Below are 16,119 nucleotides of genomic sequence, written 5' to 3' on the forward strand. Positions count from 1 at the left end.
ATATCTATGACTAATTACAACATAACCTTACTTCCTGGTGATGGAATAGGTCCTGAAATAACAGAAGTTACAAAGTCTCTACTAAATGCTGTTTGTAAAAGAAAAAACATCAATCTAAATTTTCAAGAAATGGCTTTTGGAGGGAATGCTATTGAGAAAGAAAATAATCCATTGCCTATTGAGACTCTTGAACAGTGCAAAAAAAGCGATGCAGTACTAATGGCAGCGATAGGAGATCCAAAATATGATGGAATTGCACGTGAGCTAAGACCTGAGACAGGTTTACTAAGACTAAGATCTGAACTAAAACTCTTTGCAAATATTCGACCAGTTAAAGTTTTTAATGCATTATTAGATGAAAGCTCTTTAAAAAAAGAGATAATTAAAGAAGTAGACCTTGTTGTGGTCAGAGAATTAACAGGGGGGATTTATTTTGGTGAGCCAAAAGGAAGAATACAAACAAAAGAATTTGGCGAAAGAGCATTTAACACCATGAGTTATTCAACTAATGAAATAAATCGAATTGCAAAAATAGCCTTTGAATTAGCTAATGAAAGAAAGAAGAAACTCTGTTCTGTAGATAAAGCAAATGTTTTAGATGTAAGTCAACTATGGAGAGAATGTGTAACTTCAATAGGTAACAATTACCAACAAGTTGAACTCAGTCATCAATATGTAGATAATGCTGCAATGCAACTTGTTAGACAACCTAATCAATTTGATGTAATTCTTACAGGCAATCTTTTTGGTGATATTTTGAGCGATGAGGCTGCAATGCTTACTGGTTCAATTGGAATGTTACCGTCAGCATCATTGGGAGAAGATGGTCCTGGATTATTCGAACCAGTGCATGGCTCAGCCCCTGATATTGCTGGAAAAAACTTGGCAAATCCAATTGCAATGATACTTTCAGCAGCAATGATGCTTAGAATTGGGTTGAAAGAAATAGAAGCCGCTGAAAGCTTAGAAAAAGCAGTAAGCTCAGTCCTTTTGAAGGGTTTTAGAACTAATGATTTAACTAGTAAAAATCTAGATCAAAAAATCGGATGCCTTGAAATGGGCCAAAAAATACTAGATGAATTACAAGAAATATAAATAAACTGCCTAGAAGTATCAATTACACATACTATGACCTGCGAAAATCTATAGGAAATTTGCAACGCATAGATGTCAAAGCGTCATCCAGTAGTAGCTGTTACAGGTTCATCAGGAGCTGGTACAAGCACAGTCAAAAGAGCATTTGAACATATTTTTGCTAGAGAAGAAATAATACCTGCCGTAGTTGAAGGTGATAGTTATCACCGATTCGAAAGAACTCCCATGAAGCAAGCAATGGCTGATGCTCTTTCAAAAGGGGAAAATTTTTCGCATTTTGGTCCAGAAGCTAATTTATTCGACAAACTTGAAGAATTATTCAAAGCTTATGGAGAGACAGGTAGTGGAAACAAAAGATACTATCTGCATAGTCAAGAAGAAGCAGATGAGCATAATTCAAGGCTTGGTACAAATCTTGGTCCAGGTCAATTCACACCTTGGGAAGAAATCCCTAAGGGAACTGATGTACTTTTTTATGAAGGACTTCATGGTGGTGTTGTAGGCGAAGAATATGACGTAGCATCATATGCAGATTTATTAGTAGGTGTAGTACCAATAACTAATCTTGAATGGATTCAAAAAATACACAGAGATAATGCAGAACGAGGATATTCAGCAGAAACAATAGTAGACACTATCCTTAGAAGAATGCCTGATTATATAAATCATATTTGCCCACAATTTAGTCGTACAGATATTAATTTTCAAAGGGTACCTACTATTGATACTTCTAACCCATTTATTTGTAGAAACATACCTACCCCAGATGAAAGTTTCGTAATTATTCATTTTCGTAAAGGAGCAAGAGAGAAATGGGGAATTGACTTTCAATACTTATTAGGAATGATACAAGACTCTTTTATGACAAGTCCAACTAGCATAGTTGTTAATGGTGGCAAAATGGGTTTTGCTATGGAACTTATTCTTACGCCAATTATTCATAGAATGATTGAAGAAAAAAAGAAATGATGATTAAATTAAATAATTTTCTATATAGTAGATTTAATACATAAAAGTAAATCAATATATTAAATAGATAGATTTTTTTATAGTTAAAATCATTACATTAATAAAAAAACTAGAATTTTTGTTTTTATTAATGAATCCAACTAAAAATGTTGAGAAGATTTCTTTGTATTGATAAGTAGTATTTCTATCCATTGAATTCATTATGAGATAAAGTTTATCTATAAAATCAAAAGAATCACTAAAAGTGTCCTTATTCGATTGGTTCGCAGCAAGAAGGAAAGATCAGTTTGTTGGAAAAGTAATCCAAGAGACTGAAGAAAGTGATGGTTTATGGGGGAAATGCCCAGAATGCGGTCAAGTTGTATATAGGAAAGATCTAATCAAAAATGCAAATGTATGTAGCAACTGTGGTCACCACAATAGAATTAATAGTGATGAAAGGATAGAGCTAATTGTAGATTCAAAAAGTTTCCAAGCTTTAGATAAAGACCTTACCCCTGTTGACCCTCTTGGGTTTAAAGACAGAAGGGCCTATGCAGATAGGCTTAGAGAAAGCCAGGCAAGTACTGGGATGAAAGATGGTGTTTTGACAGGAATGTGCAAAGTAGAAGGCATTCCAATGGCCCTAGCTGTAATGGACTTTAGGTTTATGGGAGGATCTATGGGGTCTGTTGTTGGAGAAAAAATTACCCGCCTTATTGAGAAAGCAACAGAAAAAAAATATCCTTTACTAATTGTTTGCGCTTCTGGAGGAGCAAGAATGCAAGAAGGTATGTTGAGCCTTATGCAAATGGCAAAAATTTCAGGTGCATTAGAACGACACAGAGAAGCAGAGCTTCTCTATATGCCTTTACTTACTCATCCCACCACAGGAGGTGTAACTGCTAGCTTTGCCATGTTGGGGGACTTAATACTCGCTGAACCAAAAGCCCTGATAGGTTTTGCCGGTAGAAGAGTAATAGAACAAACATTAAGAGAGAAATTACCAGATAACTTTCAAACAGCAGAATATCTATTAGATCATGGTTTCGTAGATAAAATTGTTCCTAGAACTGAATTACGTAAAACTCTTGGAATATTGTTAAGATTACATGGAAGTAATGAATTAAATTAACTCATACAAATAGAAAAATGAGATTTTATAATTTTTATAACCTACTTAATTTGATTATTATATTTAGTTTAATACTTTATTTGCCCAATAAAGTTATTGCAGGAGATACTCATCATTGGATTGAAGTGAAATCCACGCAAAATGGAAGGCAATGGTGGGATCAAAATAGTTTAGAAAAAACCAATGATAATTTAATATCTATTTTAAGCAGATATGAGCCAAGGAAATCATTTGATAATGAAAGTTATCAAGAAATATCTTATAATATGATAATCGATTGCTCAAAAAGATTATATAAAGATAAATCAGTTAATGGAATAAAACAAAAGGTAGAAAAATGGAATACTCCCCATGGAGATTCCCTAATTGATGAAACAATTAAATCAGCTTGCTCTCATTAAAAGTATGACCTTAGAAAAATCATATAAAGATCCTAACCAAAAAATTGGGGTTGCAATAGCAGGTTTAGGTTTTGGAGAAAAAGTCCATTTACCCTCCTTAAAAACAAATAAAGATTTTAAACCTATAGCACTTTGGCATCCTAGGAAAGAGAAGATAGATGAGGCATCTAATAAATATAATTTAAAAGGTTATAGTAATTGGCAGCATCTTATTAACGACCCTTCAATTCATGCAATCATTATTGCTACTCCACCAGAAGTTAGATATAAATTAGCGATTGAAGCACTTAATTCTAATAAACATCTTTTATTAGAAAAACCAATCGCTTTAAATAGAAAAGAAGCTTTAGAAATAGAAAAAAGTTCTCTTAAACGCAAACTATCTGTAGCTGTAAATTTTGAATATAGAGCTGTTCCTCTCTTTATGCAAGCAAAGAAAATGATTGAAGAAGGAGCTATTGGAAAGCCATGGCTTATAAAGTATGATTGGTTAATGAGTAGTCGCGCTAATATAAATAGACCTTGGAATTGGTATTCAGAAACTGAAAAAGGAGGAGGAGTCATTGGTGCACTTGGTACACATTCTTTTGATTTATTAGAGTGGTTATTTGGAGAAATAACTTCTGTAAGTAGCTTTACATCTACATCAATTAAAGAAAGAAAGCATCCAGTAAATAATCTTATGAAATCAGTAACAAGTGAAGATATATGTATGGCTCATATGGAAATATGTGACATTGAATCACGTCAAATAGTTCCTGCTCAATTAACATTATCTGCAGTATCTAGAAATGGAAGAGGATGTTGGATAGAAGTTTATGGAGAAGATGGAACATTAATATTAGGCAGTGATAATCAAACAGATTATGTACATGGATTTGGTTTATGGTTTGCAGAAAAAAATAAAACTATAAATTCTATTCAGCCTAGTGAGGATTTTATATTTTCTAAAACCTGGGAAGATGGGCGTGTTGCTCCAGTAGCTAGAATTCAACAATGGTGGGGAGAAAGTATTATAAGACAAAAACCCGTTATACCAGGCATACATGAAGGCGTAGTCACTCAAAAGGTTGTTGACAAAATAATAGAATCATCCAAATCAGGGATGAAACTTAAAATTAATGATTTTTAAATAACGCCCAAAATAAATAAAAACTACTATTAAAAGTAAGATTTTATACATGCAAATGAGTATTAAATAAAATCCTTCATAGCATTATCTGAAAAAATCTAACCTTAAAGATTTTCAATTACTAATGCCTCTTAATTATTACAAAGAAGAATTAAAAAAAACTGCTGAATCTCTAGCCAAGTCTGGGAAAGGCATACTAGCTGTAGATGAATCTACAAAAACTATTGGCAAAAGACTTGCATCAATCAATTTAGAAAACACTGAAACAAATAGAAAGGCTTATAGAGGGATGCTTTTTACAACTCAAGGTCTTGGACAATATATAAGTGGTGCAATCTTATTTGAAGAGACTCTTTTTCAAACCCATTCTGACGGAGAGTTGATGGTAAAAAAGCTGGAAAAGCTTGGAATTATTCCTGGTATTAAAGTTGATAAGGGATTAAAACCATTAGCAGGCGGAGGCGATATAGAAACTTTCTGCTCAGGTTTAGATGGTCTAGTAGAAAGATCTTCTGACTATTACGCTCAGGGGGCTCGCTTTGCTAAATGGAGAGCAGTACTTCAGATTACAAATAATGGTTGTCCTTCAAAATTATCAATCAAAGAAAATGCTTGGGGCTTAGCTCGCTATGCAAGATCTGTTCAAGAATCAGGTTTAGTCCCCATTATTGAACCAGAAATACTCATGGATGGTTCCCATGGAATTAATAAGACAGCAGCTATTCAAGAAGAAGTAATCAAAGAAGTATATATGGCCTGCAAGACAAATGGGGTTTATTTGGAAGGGACTTTGCTTAAACCTTCTATGACTATTGAAGGGGCGGAATGCCCAGAGAAATCCAATCCAAAGACAATAGCTGAGCAAACCATTAGGACAATGGAAAGATCCGTTCCAGCTGCAGTACCTGGAATAGTTTTTTTATCAGGTGGATTAAGTGAAGAGGCAGCATCTGTATATTTAAACTTGATGAATAAAATAAAAAGAAAAGCTACTTGGAATATTGGTTTCTCTTATGGCAGAGCACTACAACACTCTTGTCTTAAAGCTTGGGATGGCAAAAACATAACCGCTGGTCAGAATGCTCTCTTAGCACGAGCTCAAGCAAATTCAGAAGCTTCAAAAGGGTGTTATTTAGAGGGTTCTCAACCGTCCTCCGATGAAGCTTTATTTGTTGCTGGATATAAGTATTGATTTATTTTCCATAAACTAAAAATAACTTTTACACAAACAAAGGTATTTTTGTCCCTTAATAGCGTGACATTTCATACCATTATCTTCTAAAGTCCTGGTCCTTTGACCCAGGACTTTTTTCTTGGGCATCATGACTTCTCTGAGAAACCAATGGCTCTTGTCCCGCTAAGACTCCTTCTTGACCATGCAGCTGAAAACGGCTATGGCATTCCTGCTTTCAATGTAAACAATCTTGAGCAAGTTCAGGCAATTATGGAAGCAGCGTCAGAAACTGACAGTCCAGTAATTCTTCAAGCATCAAGAGGTGCACGCAGTTATGCAGGTGAAATCTTCCTTCGACATCTAATCATTGCAGCAACAGAAACTTATCCAAATATCCCTGTTGTGATGCATCAAGATCATGGTAATGAACCATCAACATGTTATTCAGCTGCAATTAACGGCTTTACATCTGTAATGATGGATGGATCTCTTGAAGCAGATGCAAAAACCCCATCAAGTTATGAATATAATGTTGAAGTAACTAAAACAGTTGTTGATTTTGCTCATTCAGTTGGAGTTAGTGTAGAAGGTGAATTGGGTTGTCTTGGATCCTTAGAGACTGGTAAAGGTGAAGCTGAAGATGGACATGGGTTTGAAGGTGAACTATCTAAAGACATGTTGTTAACAGATCCAGCAGAAGCAGCGGACTTTGTAGCCAAAACCAAGGTTGATGCTCTTGCAATAGCAATAGGTACAAGCCATGGTGCTTACAAATTCACAAGAAAGCCAACAGGAGAAGTACTAGCTATTAGTAGAATTGCAGAAATTCATAAAGCACTTCCAAATACTCATTTGGTAATGCATGGCTCAAGTTCTGTTCCTCAAGAATGGTTAAACATGATTAATAAATTTGGAGGGGAAATACCTGAAACATATGGTGTCCCTGTCGAAGAAATTCAAGAAGGTATTCGTAATGGGGTAAGAAAGGTAAACATTGACACTGATAATCGACTTGCATTTACTGCTGCTGTAAGAGAAGCTGCTGTGGCTGACCCTACTAATTTTGACCCAAGACATTTCAACAAACCTGCTCGTAAATATATGAAGCAAGTTTGTCTTGATCGCTATCAGCAGTTCTGGTGCGCAGGACAGGCCAGCAAAATCAAACAAGAAAGTATTAATTATTATGCTGGTCTTTATGCCAAAGGAACTCTAGACCCTAAGAAAGCAGTAACTGTATAAATCCAAATTATTTATTAGAGTCTTCAATCTCAAAAAAGAGGGGTTTTTCTCCCCTCTTTTTTTATGAGGATAATAAAGCTTGCAAAATACTTCTTCCATGAATACCACCTATTTTTTCATCACAAGCTCGTTCAGGATGAGGCATCATTCCTAAAACGTTTCCTTTTTTATTAGTAATTCCAGCTATTTCATCAAGAGAACCATTTAGATTATTTTTATACCTAATAGCAATTGAATCATCATCTTGAAGTTTTTTAAGTGTATCTTCATTACATTGATAACGACCTTCTCCATGAGCTATTGGCAAATAAATTAAATCATTTGGTTTAAACTTTACAAACCACTTTGTCCTATTACTTGATACATATAAAGGCACATTATCACAAATAAAATGTAACTTCTTATTTCTAGTTAATGCACCAGGAAGAATACCAAGTTCAGTCAATATCTGAAATCCATTACATATACCAAGAACTTTCCCTCCCCGATTTACAAAGTCAATTAAAGAAGATAATACAGGTGCAAAGCTTGCAATAGCTCCACACCTCAAATAATCTCCATAACTGAATCCTCCAGGAAGTACAACTGCTTCAAGATCATTTAAATCCTTTGTTTCATGCCAAAGGAAACGTGTTTTCATTCCTAGACAACAATCAGTAGCCCATAGGACATCCCTATCACAATTAGAACCAGGAAAGACAACAATGCCAATAGTCATTTGTTTAGTGTCTTATTTTCTGAGTCTTGATCTTTTGAATTGATATCCATAACCCAATTTTCTATAACTGGATTGGCTAGCAATCTATCGCTAAGTAACTCAATTTGACTCTTAGCATCTTCTAAATTAGTAGCTTCAATCTCAATATCAACAGACTTCCCTATTCTTAATTTAGAAAGTCCTTTAATACCAAGCCTTTTTGCCGCCGCTTTAGCCGCCTCGCCAGCAGGATCCAAGACAGAAGGACGAAGACTTACAAAAACATGTGCTTGAAAATTAGGCACTTAAATTAATTGTTTGAAATTTTTTAAATGATTTAAATTTAGTTGATATATTAGTTTTGGCCAGAAAGATATTTTTAAATTAATTGTTTAAGCAGATCTAAGCCCCCTTCCTAAACAGTCAAGGCAAGTATGGTAACAGTTTGGTGTGCTCTTCATATAGCCATTTCCTCCACAATGCATGCAAATAACTTTCTCATCTGTTACAGAACGATCTGGCAAAGTGACTTCTCTTCCTTTTTTCATTAAAAAACTAACTAAATTAGATTAAGGGAATGGGGAATAAGAATAAAGAATTTGCTTATTTCCATTCTTAGATTCCCCTATTTAAAAAGGTTAGACAACAAAATAGTTATATAAATTTCTATTTACTTATTTTTAAGTAAATAACTATTTAAAGAGATTTTGAAGCTTTTCGTCTAAACCTTCCTTAAGACTTAAAGCTACAAAATCAAAACCACTTTTTTTTGGCCTCCAAACATTTTCAGGAACCTTTTCAAACCATGAAGAGATTCTTGGCCCAACCATTTGAATCTGAAGAGGAACTGATTTATTAGGAACCCAAAACCTTCCTTTTAATCTAAGAATTTGGAAATCACCAGCAAGATCTAGCAAAAGTTCATTAATTTCTGATTGAATAAAATTTGCTTCCATACGAATAGAACTACTAATAACAGAAAGATGCTGGTGATCGTCATGATCATCAATGAACATCTCATTCTTATCTAAAAATGATTCTCCAGAATTATTCTGATTCATTCCCAAAATAAAAGCAGGATCTATTTTCCCATTAGCTATAGGAATAACAGTGGTACCTTCTCGCAAATGTTTTTCTATATTTTTTTTAATCCGTGAGACTGTATCTGAAGAAATTAAATCTGCTCTACTTAGCAAAACAATGTCTGCGTTTTCAAGTTGGTCTTCAAACAGTTCATTTATAGAAGTTAAATGATCAATATTTTCATCGTCTTCATATTGTTTCTCTATAGCTTCGATATCTCCTACAGGACTCCCTTGAGATAAAGCCTCACCATCTACAACAGTCACTAAACTATTTACAAAAACTTTTGAACGTATTTCAGGCCATTCAATGGCTTGAATCAATGGCTTTGGCAAAGCCAAACCACTTGTTTCAATAACAATCGAATCTATAGTTTCAGAACGAATTAATAATTTTTCCATAGTAGGCAAAAAATCATCTTGCACTGTGCAACACAAACATCCATTATTTAATTCAATTAACCTTCCCTCAATCTCTTCTTCTGGGCAAAATCCACAACTACGAATTAAATCACCATCTAGTCCAACACTCCCAAACTCATTAACAATTACCGCTATACGTTGCTTACTAGTTGTTAAAAGTTGACGCAGAAGTGTTGTCTTACCAGATCCAAGAAACCCTGTAATAATAGTAACAGGAAGGCGCTGAGACATAGATTTAAACAATAATACTTAGCAACCAAGACTGTAACTTGTTTCTATTCCAGTTGAAGAATTAGTACCACTTGCCATAGAGCAAAGTTGTTTTTGTTGAATACGGCTTAAGACAGCATCAGTAAAATCAGCACCATCAATTAAAGCATTATCAAAATTACTCTCCATTAATAATGCATTTGTAAAATTTGCATCAGTCAGATCAGAATCAACAAATTGACTTGCATAAGCCAATGCATCTTTCAAATTGGCTCCATGGAAATTTGCACCATTTAATTTGCTATTGTTAAATACAGATCCAGTTAAATCCGATTCAGCAAAATTAATACCTCTTAAATCATACTTTACAAATTCATACCCGCTTAAATCTTGTGCATGCATATCTTGACTAATATTGAGATCATCTTGATTTCTTATTTCAGGAGGCCTTTTAGCCCAAACCTCCTGAACATTTATAAAAACTGAAAGGAGAAGAGCAACTAATAGAAAAAAGGCTTTAAGACAAGATGAAAGAGAAAAACTTTTAGCCATAGATACTAATTTAAAGCAAAAACGAGTAATTTATTTATTCACGTTATTGAAAATAACCAAAAAAACAAACCATGCCAATGACACTTCATGTTGTAATTCCACCACACCCTCTAATTGGTCATTGGTTATCAATTCTTAGAATTGAGACTACTCCACCTGCTATTTATGCAACAGCAATAGAACAACTAGGGAAATGGCTAACTTATGAAGCTCTAAGAGACTGGCTTCCAAATAAAACTGAAAAAATCAGTACAAGTAATGGTGTAACTGACGGGGTAATAATCGAATCAAGCGTTCCTTTATTAATTATTCCATCCCTGCCAGGGGGGCTATTAATGTGGCAAGGAGCTAAAGAAATTCTTCCTAATGCATCCTTGTGTTTTGGTGGAGTACCTGATGAGATAGAAAATAATGCTGGTATTATTATTTATTGTGATCAAATAAACTCTGGCAAACTTCTCTTGCAAAAGCTAATCAAACTTAAAGAGCTTAACGTTGAATCAAGGAGAATAAGAATAATAACCCCCTTAGCTTCCAGTGATGGCTTAAAAGTAATAGGAGAATCATTCTCTGATCTCAAGATTTATTCCTCATGTATCGATTCAACAGTTAATGAAAATGGTGAAATAATTCCAGGAATAGGCATTCCTTCACTTCGACTTAATACAAGAATTACTTCCGCGCATTAGAATTATGAAAGGGAATTAAAAAATTTATGGATCCATATCGAGAGTCAAGTGGGAGCAGCCTAGGTTCTCTTATAAGTGGAGCCATATTAGGTGCGGCAGGACTTGCATGGTGGCTATTTTCTGAAGCTGAAAGAAGGCAACAAACAAGAAAGCAAAAAGCTATGCTTTATGCTCCCAGAATTCAAGACGGTTCTGAAGCTTTTGAAAATTCATCTTCACTAGCAGGTCAAGCTAAAAGTGAAAAATTAGAAGAACGTGTAGAAAAATTAAATGCTGCAATAGCAGACGTAAGGAAACAATTAGAAGATCTTGGAGAAAAAGACTGAATTAAATTTCTTAAAGAAAAATTTTCCCTTCACTTAAAATAATTAATGCTTAGATCAAGTGCCATAACCCAAGGCATTCAGCGCTCGCCGAATAGAGCAATGTTGCGCGCAGTTGGTTTTAAAGATGATGACTTCAACAAACCAATTATAGGTTTAGCAAATGGATATAGCACAATCACACCTTGCAATATTGGACTAAACAACCTGGCTTTAAAAGCTGAAAAGGCTTTAAAAGATTATGGAAGTATGCCCCAAATTTTCGGGACAATTACTGTTAGTGATGGCATATCAATGGGTACCGAAGGGATGAAATACTCCTTAGTTTCTCGAGAGGTAATAGCTGATTCCATAGAGACAGCATGCAATGCCCAAAGTATGGATGGGGTTTTAGCTATTGGAGGATGCGATAAAAACATGCCTGGAGCAATGCTAGCTATGGCAAGAATGAATATTCCATCAATATTTGTATACGGAGGAACAATAAAACCAGGAAAACTAAATGGAAAAGATTTAACCGTTGTTAGCGCATTTGAAGCAGTAGGGCAATTAACAAGTGGAAAAATCTCTAAAGAACAATTATTTGAAGTTGAAAAAAATTGCATCCCTGGTGCAGGTAGTTGTGGGGGAATGTTTACTGCCAATACAATGTCCGCCGCAATTGAAGCTATGGGACTTAGCCTCCCAAATAGTTCTACGATGGCAGCTGAAGACCAAGAGAAAGTCTCAAGTACCGAGAAAAGTGCTTATGCCCTCGTTAATGCAATAAAAAAAGATATACGCCCACTCGATTTATTAACAAAACAATCTTTTGAAAATGCTATAAGTGTTGTTATGGCTGTTGGAGGCTCAACTAATGCAGTCCTTCATCTTCTTGCTATTGCACATTCTGCAGGTGTTGAACTTTCCATTGATGACTTTGAAAGAATTAGACAAAAAGTTCCTGTAATTTGTGATTTAAAGCCTAGTGGAAGATATGTAACTGTTGATCTTCACAAGGCTGGAGGGATACCTCAAGTCATGAAAATCCTTCTAGACGCAGGGTTATTGAATGGAGATTGCAAAACAATTGAAGATAAAACAATTCGAGAAGTACTTAAACAAATCCCATCTGAACCACCATCCAATCAAGATGTCATACGATCAATTAAGTCTCCTATTTATCAAAAGGGCCATTTAGCCATCCTTAAAGGAAATCTTGCTACTGAAGGATGTGTTGCAAAAATCAGTGGAATAAAAAATGCTGCTCTTACAGGTCCTGCAAAAGTCTTTGAAAGTGAAGAAGAATGCTTAGAGGCGATACTAAACAAACAAATAAACTCTGGAGATGTTGTTGTAATTAGAAATGAAGGCCCTGTTGGTGGTCCAGGAATGAGAGAGATGCTTGCACCAACTTCAGCAATAGTTGGTCAAGGCCTAGGTGAGAAAGTGGCTCTAATAACTGATGGAAGATTTAGTGGTGGCACATATGGTCTTGTTGTTGGTCATGTAGCTCCAGAAGCAGCGATAGGAGGAAATATTGCTCTCATTCAAAATGGTGACAGCATTACAGTAGATGCTAATCAAAAGGTAATCCAACTTAACGTCAGTTCTGAAGAGCTTTCCAAAAGAAGAGATAATTGGAGCAAACCAAAACCTAAATACACTTCAGGAATTCTTGCAAAATATGCTCGTTTAGTTAGTAGTTCAAGTAAAGGGGCCGTCACAGATTAATTTTAACAATCACTTCTATTCCTCAACTACAAAACAAGATCTGAGTCTTCGACCTAATGCCTCAAGCAAGTGACCTTTTTCAGGCATCTGAGAACGTTTACCACTTGAAGAGTCCATCCATAAAGAATGCTTTCCTTGCCAAAGGATTGGTCTGTCAGGAAAAGAATGCCAAGACAATGTGATGCTTAAATCTACACCGCTTTTATATATATCAACATCTAAATCGTTCTCTTCTAGACGTTTACCATCTTTATCCCTACAAACGACTAGCAATATTAAATCAAAGTCATCTTGATCAGAAGTAAAGCTAAATTGTACAGATTTATCTACAACAGAAAACATAAAAGGTTTCATGCAGAAATCACATGCTTTAGCAACTTCAATTAAATAATTTTCTTTGGAATGACTAATAAACACTTAAAGAACTAAGTAAGATACGAAAAGGTCCGGCTTTAAATCCAGAGTTAAGCTTGCCAGCAGTTCCAAATTTTGAGTACAGAAGCTGAAATTGATAAACTGAATGAGAGCTAAATTTCAATGGTAATCGTATTGGGTTTGCCCTGATTGATGGTTCAAGATTAACGAAAGGGATTTTTACAGAAGTCATTTCCTGTTTTTTCGTTTCAAACTCTGCAACCCATCGAAGGCCTCCAGAAAAAACTTCTGTAAAACGACTAACATTATCACTACAAGATATAGCTAACTTTAGAGTCCTACCTTGACCGTCTACTTGGAGTTTAATTCCATCATAAAGAGACAAATCCAATGGTGGAGAAAACACTGGAGATCGACAACTTACAAACCCCCCATTCTCCTCTATTAGTTCTCCCTCAAGAGAAAGACCAGAATCATTGGTTTTGCATGTCGCTATGCTTGATCCACCCATGATCGTATCGTTTATAGAAATCCAATTTGAAAATTCGCTAGAGGTTCCTATTAATAATTTTTCTAAGGGCATTTAAAATATTTATCTAGAGTTAAAAGCTAAATCTAAAATTAAAGAAAAACAACTCAAGTAAATAGATTCAAATCAACTCTGCAGCTTCCTCATCAGTAAGTATAAGTATTTCAGATGAGGGTTTTATTAATTTTGCCGGAGTTCTTTCAAAAGACTCATTTGGATCTAACAATCTCTTTAAAGCGAATTTTTTTGATGCGCCACTAACTAAAAATATAATTTTACTTGCCGCACTAATAACATTGGCAGTTAATGTTACACGTTCTTGCCCTTTCCCTCTCCCAACAGTTGCGTAAGAATCTAATTCACGTAAAGCTTGCGTCCCAGGAAATAAGGATGCTGTATGGCCATCATCTCCTAAACCAAGAACAATCAAATCAAAGGAAGGAGGATTGCCAATGCAAATTTCTTTTATGAGATCAGAAAATTTGTTAGCACTATTCTCTGGCGAACCAAGTTCAATAGTGGGAATAGGATAAAAACAAGCTTTTGATCCAGGTCCTCCAGAAAGCAATGTTCTTTTAAGCATCAAAGCATTACTAGATTGATCAGAAGGCGAAACCCATCTTTCATCTCCCAAGAATATATCTACACAACTCCAAGGAAGGTTTACGTCTTTCAATAAATTATAGGTATCAAATGGAGTCGATCCACCAGAGAGTGCTAATTGAAAACGATCCTTCTTATTTAAAACAGAAACTATATTTTCAGTGATAATTTGTGAGGCTAATTGCGCTAAATCTTTTTGATTTTTAGCTCGTTGAACATTAAAAATAGTCATAGGCTTTTAATCGACCCATTCAGTATGAAAAGAACCTGATTTATCAATACGTTCATATGTATGTGATCCGAAGCAGTCACGCATAGCCTGAACTAAATTCTGAGGCAAGCGAGAAGTTCTATAACTATTTATATAATCAAGTGTACTGCTAAAACATGGAACTGGTATACCCGACTGTGCTGCTATAGAGACAACCTTAGTAAGCCCAGCTAATCGTTGTTGAATTTGACTTGCGAACCAAGGGTCAATTAAAAGGTTTGGCAATTCAGGATTTTGGTGATATGCATCTTGTATTCGATTTAAAAGTGTTGATCTAATAATGCAACCTCCCTTCCAAATTTGAGCAATAGAAGTCATATTCAAGTTGTAATTGTATTCAAGAGAAGCCAAGCGCAATATCTCCATACCCTGGGCATAACTTGCAATAGTAGATAAAACTACGGCATCCATAATTGGAGCCATTCCATCAGACAATGACCCTAGATCTGTTGTTTTAACATTAGGTTTACCTAAAATAGTTTCAGCTAATTCTCTTTGTTGCTTCATAGAACTCATCACACGACCATTAAGAGATGCATAGATAGTTGGCACAGATGCTCCCAACTGAAGAGCACTAACCACTGTCCATAATCCTGTTCCTTTTTGCCCTGCTTTATCCATAATTTTTTCAACAAGATCAGATCCATCTTCAGGGTCTTTTGTTCTTAAACATATTTCTGTAATTTCAACAAGATAAGAAGACAATTCTTCTGTTTTATTCCAATTTTCAAAAACAGTTGATATTTCATCACAGGTCATCCCACAAACTCTTTTCATCAAGTCATATCCTTCTGCAAGTATTTGCTCTATTCCATATTCAATTCCATTGTGGACAGTCTTTACAAAATGTCCAGAACCTCCAGGTCCTATATATGTAACACAAGGTCCATCTTCAACTTGAGCTGCCATTTTTGTTAAAAGACTTTCAATAGCTTGATATGAAACCTTTGTCCCACCTGGCATCATGCTAGGTCCTTCCAAAGCACCTTTTGCTCCTCCAGAAACACCCATTCCTATATAACCAAAGCTTTTACTCTCTAAGTCAGCCACTCTTCTTTCTGTATCAGAAAAAAGAGAATTTCCACCATCAATCAACAAATCACCTTCTTCTAAAAAAGGAGAAATTTGATTGATCACTGCATCAGTTGCAGTACCTGCCTTAACCATCATCAAAATCCTCCTAGGCCGCTCTAATTGAGCTACAAAATCCCTAAGATCAATTGCACCAGATATGTTCTTACCAGCGCCTCTTCCATTTAAAAAAGCTTCTGTTTTGGAGTATGTTCGGTTATAAACAACGCTAGAGAAACCGTTCCTCTCAGCATTAAGAACAAGATTCTCACCCATGACACCAAGGCCTACCAAACCAAAATGTGCCTTTGTCATTGATTAAAGAGTTAATTAACTTCGACAAGTGTGACTAAGGGTTTATAAATTTGCTTAGTTTTTTTGATGAATGTCAGGAATGACCCATGCTTAAATTTCTATATATCCAAATTAAATATCGTTTATAAGTTGAGAAATT

19 protein-coding genes are annotated in these 16,119 nt (G+C 35.2%); 10 read left to right on the forward strand and 9 right to left on the reverse strand.

The genetic code is table 11. The annotated features are described in order from the left end of the window. Positions 1-6: 6 nt before the first annotated feature. From leuB to fba, 7 genes are all read left to right on the forward strand, one after another. Positions 7-1,095, forward strand: a complete 1,089-nt coding sequence (leuB, locus tag O5636_RS02395) for a 3-isopropylmalate dehydrogenase (RefSeq protein WP_269623026.1) — start codon at positions 7-9, stop codon at positions 1,093-1,095. Between the two features lie 72 nt (positions 1,096-1,167). Then, positions 1,168-2,064 carry a phosphoribulokinase gene (locus O5636_RS02400; RefSeq protein ID WP_269623027.1) on the forward strand — a complete coding sequence of 299 codons (897 nt, stop codon included), beginning with the start codon at positions 1,168-1,170 and terminating at the stop codon, positions 2,062-2,064. Between the two features lie 244 nt (positions 2,065-2,308). Next, positions 2,309-3,178 carry an acetyl-CoA carboxylase, carboxyltransferase subunit beta gene (gene accD / locus O5636_RS02405; RefSeq protein WP_269623029.1) on the forward strand — a complete coding sequence of 290 codons (870 nt, stop codon included), beginning with the start codon at positions 2,309-2,311 and terminating at the stop codon, positions 3,176-3,178. Between the two features lie 80 nt (positions 3,179-3,258). Then, positions 3,259-3,579 (forward strand): hypothetical protein, encoded by a 321-nt coding sequence (locus O5636_RS02410; RefSeq protein WP_269623030.1) that lies wholly within the window; start codon positions 3,259-3,261, stop codon positions 3,577-3,579. A gap of 4 nt (positions 3,580-3,583) precedes the next feature. Then, on the forward strand, positions 3,584-4,711 hold the full coding sequence (locus O5636_RS02415; RefSeq protein WP_269623031.1) for a Gfo/Idh/MocA family protein: 1,128 nt from the start codon (positions 3,584-3,586) through the stop codon (positions 4,709-4,711). A gap of 124 nt (positions 4,712-4,835) precedes the next feature. Then, on the forward strand, positions 4,836-5,903 hold the full coding sequence (locus O5636_RS02420; protein ID WP_269623032.1) for a class I fructose-bisphosphate aldolase: 1,068 nt from the start codon (positions 4,836-4,838) through the stop codon (positions 5,901-5,903). Between the two features lie 150 nt (positions 5,904-6,053). Then, positions 6,054-7,127 (forward strand): class II fructose-bisphosphate aldolase, encoded by a 1,074-nt coding sequence (gene fba, locus O5636_RS02425; protein WP_269623033.1) that lies wholly within the window; start codon positions 6,054-6,056, stop codon positions 7,125-7,127. A gap of 61 nt (positions 7,128-7,188) precedes the next feature. Here the strand turns inward: fba and purQ are convergent, their stop codons facing one another. The 5 genes from purQ to O5636_RS02450 form a co-directional block, all read right to left on the reverse strand. Continuing rightward, positions 7,189-7,845, reverse strand: a complete 657-nt coding sequence (purQ, locus tag O5636_RS02430; RefSeq protein ID WP_269623034.1) for a phosphoribosylformylglycinamidine synthase subunit PurQ — start codon at positions 7,843-7,845, stop codon at positions 7,189-7,191. After that, positions 7,842-8,129, reverse strand: a complete 288-nt coding sequence (gene purS, locus O5636_RS02435; protein ID WP_269623035.1) for a phosphoribosylformylglycinamidine synthase subunit PurS — start codon at positions 8,127-8,129, stop codon at positions 7,842-7,844. The genes purQ and purS overlap by 4 nt, the downstream gene beginning before the upstream one ends. An 87-nt stretch (positions 8,130-8,216) precedes the next feature. Continuing rightward, positions 8,217-8,372: a hypothetical protein gene (locus tag O5636_RS02440; protein ID WP_269623036.1), complete on the reverse strand. Its 156-nt coding sequence runs from the start codon at positions 8,370-8,372 to the stop codon at positions 8,217-8,219. A 144-nt stretch (positions 8,373-8,516) separates the two neighbouring features. Next, a complete protein-coding gene (locus O5636_RS02445; RefSeq protein ID WP_269623037.1) occupies positions 8,517-9,560 on the reverse strand; it encodes a GTP-binding protein in 1,044 nt (347 codons plus the stop codon). An 18-nt stretch (positions 9,561-9,578) separates the two neighbouring features. Continuing rightward, the gene (locus O5636_RS02450; protein WP_269623038.1) at positions 9,579-10,091 is read right to left on the reverse strand and encodes a pentapeptide repeat-containing protein; all 513 of its coding nucleotides are present in this window, start codon (positions 10,089-10,091) and stop codon (positions 9,579-9,581) included. A gap of 71 nt (positions 10,092-10,162) precedes the next feature. Between O5636_RS02450 and O5636_RS02455 the strand changes: the two genes are divergently transcribed. Genes O5636_RS02455 through ilvD form a run of 3 tightly spaced genes read left to right on the forward strand, consistent with a single transcriptional unit; the run spans position 10,163 to position 12,816 of the window. Next, a complete protein-coding gene (locus tag O5636_RS02455) occupies positions 10,163-10,780 on the forward strand; it encodes a uracil phosphoribosyltransferase (protein WP_269623039.1) in 618 nt (205 codons plus the stop codon). Between the two features lie 26 nt (positions 10,781-10,806). Next, complete coding sequence (locus tag O5636_RS02460; protein WP_269623040.1) at positions 10,807-11,106, forward strand: hypothetical protein; 300 nt, start codon at positions 10,807-10,809, stop codon at positions 11,104-11,106. A 45-nt stretch (positions 11,107-11,151) separates the two neighbouring features. Beyond that, the gene (gene ilvD, locus O5636_RS02465; protein ID WP_269623041.1) at positions 11,152-12,816 is read left to right on the forward strand and encodes a dihydroxy-acid dehydratase; all 1,665 of its coding nucleotides are present in this window, start codon (positions 11,152-11,154) and stop codon (positions 12,814-12,816) included. Positions 12,817-12,831: 15 nt separating this feature from the next. Here ilvD and O5636_RS02470 read toward each other — a convergent pair whose 3' ends face one another. The 4 genes from O5636_RS02470 to gndA form a co-directional block, all read right to left on the reverse strand. Then, the gene (locus O5636_RS02470) at positions 12,832-13,233 is read right to left on the reverse strand and encodes a hypothetical protein (protein WP_269623042.1); all 402 of its coding nucleotides are present in this window, start codon (positions 13,231-13,233) and stop codon (positions 12,832-12,834) included. Then, on the reverse strand, positions 13,223-13,774 hold the full coding sequence (locus tag O5636_RS02475) for a CIA30 family protein (RefSeq protein ID WP_269623043.1): 552 nt from the start codon (positions 13,772-13,774) through the stop codon (positions 13,223-13,225). Before O5636_RS02475 ends, O5636_RS02470 begins: the two co-directional genes overlap by 11 nt. Before the next feature lie 67 nt (positions 13,775-13,841). Next, positions 13,842-14,555 (reverse strand): 6-phosphogluconolactonase, encoded by a 714-nt coding sequence (gene pgl / locus O5636_RS02480; protein WP_269623044.1) that lies wholly within the window; start codon positions 14,553-14,555, stop codon positions 13,842-13,844. A gap of 6 nt (positions 14,556-14,561) precedes the next feature. Then, complete coding sequence (gene gndA / locus O5636_RS02485) at positions 14,562-15,980, reverse strand: NADP-dependent phosphogluconate dehydrogenase (protein WP_269623045.1); 1,419 nt, start codon at positions 15,978-15,980, stop codon at positions 14,562-14,564. Between the last annotated feature and the right edge of the window lie 139 nt (positions 15,981-16,119).

Origin of the sequence: Prochlorococcus marinus str. MIT 0918, assembly GCF_027359415.1 — a bacterium.
In the GTDB taxonomy this organism is placed as follows: Bacteria; Cyanobacteriota; Cyanobacteriia; order PCC-6307; family Cyanobiaceae; genus Prochlorococcus_E; species Prochlorococcus_E marinus_C.

Coding starts and splice junctions, on each gene's coding strand:
- O5636_RS02440 (WP_269623036.1), bottom strand. CDS start 8,372: ATGAAAAAAGGAAGAGAAGTCACTTTGCCAGATCGTTCTGTAACAGAT.
- ilvD (WP_269623041.1), top strand. CDS start 11,152: ATGCTTAGATCAAGTGCCATAACCCAAGGCATTCAGCGCTCGCCGAAT.
- O5636_RS02475 (WP_269623043.1), bottom strand. CDS start 13,774: ATGCCCTTAGAAAAATTATTAATAGGAACCTCTAGCGAATTTTCAAAT.
- O5636_RS02450 (WP_269623038.1), bottom strand. CDS start 10,091: ATGGCTAAAAGTTTTTCTCTTTCATCTTGTCTTAAAGCCTTTTTTCTA.
- purQ (WP_269623034.1), bottom strand. CDS start 7,845: ATGACTATTGGCATTGTTGTCTTTCCTGGTTCTAATTGTGATAGGGAT.
- O5636_RS02420 (WP_269623032.1), top strand. CDS start 4,836: ATGCCTCTTAATTATTACAAAGAAGAATTAAAAAAAACTGCTGAATCT.
- O5636_RS02455 (WP_269623039.1), top strand. CDS start 10,163: ATGCCAATGACACTTCATGTTGTAATTCCACCACACCCTCTAATTGGT.
- O5636_RS02445 (WP_269623037.1), bottom strand. CDS start 9,560: ATGTCTCAGCGCCTTCCTGTTACTATTATTACAGGGTTTCTTGGATCT.
- pgl (WP_269623044.1), bottom strand. CDS start 14,555: ATGACTATTTTTAATGTTCAACGAGCTAAAAATCAAAAAGATTTAGCG.
- fba (WP_269623033.1), top strand. CDS start 6,054: ATGGCTCTTGTCCCGCTAAGACTCCTTCTTGACCATGCAGCTGAAAAC.
- O5636_RS02400 (WP_269623027.1), top strand. CDS start 1,168: ATGTCAAAGCGTCATCCAGTAGTAGCTGTTACAGGTTCATCAGGAGCT.
- gndA (WP_269623045.1), bottom strand. CDS start 15,980: ATGACAAAGGCACATTTTGGTTTGGTAGGCCTTGGTGTCATGGGTGAG.
- O5636_RS02460 (WP_269623040.1), top strand. CDS start 10,807: ATGGATCCATATCGAGAGTCAAGTGGGAGCAGCCTAGGTTCTCTTATA.
- O5636_RS02415 (WP_269623031.1), top strand. CDS start 3,584: ATGACCTTAGAAAAATCATATAAAGATCCTAACCAAAAAATTGGGGTT.
- leuB (WP_269623026.1), top strand. CDS start 7: ATGACTAATTACAACATAACCTTACTTCCTGGTGATGGAATAGGTCCT.